The sequence below is a fragment of the Frankia sp. AgKG'84/4 genome (genome assembly GCF_023242965.2).
GTDB lineage: Bacteria > Actinomycetota > Actinomycetes > Frankiales > Frankiaceae > Frankia.
This window is the reverse complement of sequence record NZ_JALKFU020000955.1, coordinates 1-2,062: the sequence shown is the minus strand read 5'-3', so window position 1 is coordinate 2,062 and position 2,062 is coordinate 1. Positions and strand designations below refer to the sequence as shown.

Annotated in this window: 2 protein-coding genes and 1 pseudogene; 2 read left to right on the top strand and 1 reads right to left on the bottom strand. The window is 74.0% G+C overall.

What is annotated here, in order from left to right:
- Positions 1-270: pseudogene (locus MXD58_RS26300) on the top strand (hypothetical protein); the annotation flags it as partial.
- 96 nt (positions 271-366) lie between these two features.
- Here the strand turns inward: MXD58_RS26300 and MXD58_RS26295 are convergent.
- Positions 367-1,584, bottom strand: coding sequence for a sensor domain-containing phosphodiesterase (locus MXD58_RS26295; protein ID WP_248837075.1), 1,218 nt, complete (start codon positions 1,582-1,584; stop codon positions 367-369).
- A gap of 223 nt (positions 1,585-1,807) precedes the next feature.
- Here MXD58_RS26295 and MXD58_RS26290 point away from each other — a divergent pair, with 223 nt between their 5' ends.
- Complete coding sequence (locus tag MXD58_RS26290) at positions 1,808-1,990, top strand: hypothetical protein (RefSeq protein WP_248837074.1); 183 nt, start codon at positions 1,808-1,810, stop codon at positions 1,988-1,990.
- The last annotated feature ends 72 nt before the right edge of the window (positions 1,991-2,062 follow it).

The following is a 2,062-nucleotide window of genomic DNA, read 5'->3' as shown; positions in this document are numbered from 1 at the left end:
TTCGCGCACCGCACGGTGCTGGACAATCTGACGATCGGGCCGATGAAGGTGCTCGGGCAGAAACGGCCGCAGGCCGATGCCCGCCGCGACGCCGCCACCGCCCCACCCATCTACTCCGCCGCGCCGACCCACGCCGGCGGGATGCGCCGGCGCACCGGCGTGTCCGACCGCGCGGCGGCGGGGACCGGCCCGTCGCAGCCGGAACCCTCGACGGTGCGGCGCCCGTGGGACTCGGAGCACACCTCCGACGGGTCCCGCTGGTCCGACTGACCCGGCCGGCGGCCCGCAGGCCGACGGTCGCCCGCTGATGGGTCGCCGGCTGGCGGGTCGTCGGCTGGCGGGTCGTCGGCTGGCGGGTCGTCGAGGTCAGTCGTCGGCGTCGCGGACGGCGTCGGACAGCGCCCGGGCGGGAAAGCCGAGGAGGAATCCCTGGCCGAAGCGGATACCGGTGCCGCGCACGGCCCGCAGCTCCCCGGTCGTCTCGATCCCCTCGGCGATCACACTGCCGCCGATCTCCTCGGCGACGTGGGCCAGGCCGGCGGCCACCGCGCGCCGGGCGGGATCGACGTCGATGGCCCTGGTCAGCGCGCAGTCCATCTTGATGATCTCCGGGCGGAGCCGGACGAGCTGTTCCAGCCCGGCGTAGCCGGCGCCGACGTCGTCGGCGGCGAACCGGATGCCGAGGCGGCGCAGGCGTGTCAGGTCCTCGACGACCACCGGGGTGTTCTCGATCCGCTCATGCTCGGTGATCTCCACGACGAGCCGCTCGGCGTCACAGTGCCGCACGAGTTCGATCAGCCCGGCGGACACCGTCGCCGCGGACGCGTTGACCGCGAGACCGATCCGCGTCGGCAGGCGGGGCAGCGCGGCCAGCGCGCCGCGGATCGCGGCGAGCTCCAGCTCGACGCCGAGCCCGACCGTGGCGGCCGCGGCGAACCAGCTGGCGGGATCGGGCCCGCCGGGGAAGCGGGCCAGCGCCTCCACCCCGACGATCCGGTTGCGCCGCAGGTCGAACACCGGCTGGAACGCCAGCTCCGGGCCGCCGCGGTCCAGCACCCGGCTGACGTTCGACCACACCCGGGCGCGCCCCGCCCACGTCTGGCGCAGATCGGTCAGCGGTCCCCGTAACGTGGCGGCGATCATGCCCAGGTACTGGGCGTCCCGGTCGCGCAGCAGCGGCCGGGCGCCGTGGGCCAGGCAACCGAGCACGCCATAGACGTGACCGGTGTCGTCGACGACCGGCGCGGCCGCGAGACTGCCGATGTCCAGCTCGCGCACGACACGACTGGTACTGGTGCGCCGGTCAGCGCGGGTGTCGGCGACGAGCACGGGCATCTCGTCGTGCAGGACCCGGTCGTACAGGCTGCCGCGCAGGGGCATCGTCTGGCCCCGCACGAGGTGGAAGGACGATCCGGTGCCGGCGAGCACCTGGATGGTCAGGCGGTCACCGTCGACACGGCCCAGCCACGCGGTGTCCATGCCGAGCCGGCGGCGCAGGACGCCGAGCAGGCCGATCACCGACGCGGTGGAGGCCGACGCGTCGAGGGCGGGGGGCCGGGAGCGAGCGGCGGCCGTGACCGTCATCGAGCATCACCCCCCTGGGCCGGGTGTTCCCGGCACCGGCGGACGCACACCCTGCCACCGCCCCCCGTTGACCGTTGTCTACCCACTGAAAGCCCAGGTCAGAGGGGATATTTCGGCATCCCGGGGGAGTTCGTTGGCCATCGCGTGCTTTATGCCGGCGACGGGGGGAAAGCCTGCTGTAGGCGGAAGAGGACCCGCCGAGACCTCATGCGAAGGAGCCAGGGTGAGCGTGTTCGACAGTCTGTTGACCGGCCTCGACAACAAGGACCAGCACCGGACCCGTGAACTGATCGCCGACAGCGTCGCGACCGACCGCGCTGATGCGGTCGCCGGACGTCAGCCTGAGCGCCTCGTCGACTCGGGCAACCGCAGGCGCCGCTCCCGCGCGGCCCTCGACGGCCGCTGACCGACCTGATCCGACGTGTTCGACCCCCGCTCGCCCGGCTTGCCGCCGCCCGGCCGCGGTGGTGGGCCGGGC

Excerpts from the sequence above, each read along its gene's own strand:
- MXD58_RS26295 (WP_248837075.1), bottom strand. The coding sequence starts at position 1,584 with ATGACGGTCACGGCCGCCGCTCGCTCCCGGCCCCCCGCCCTCGACGCG.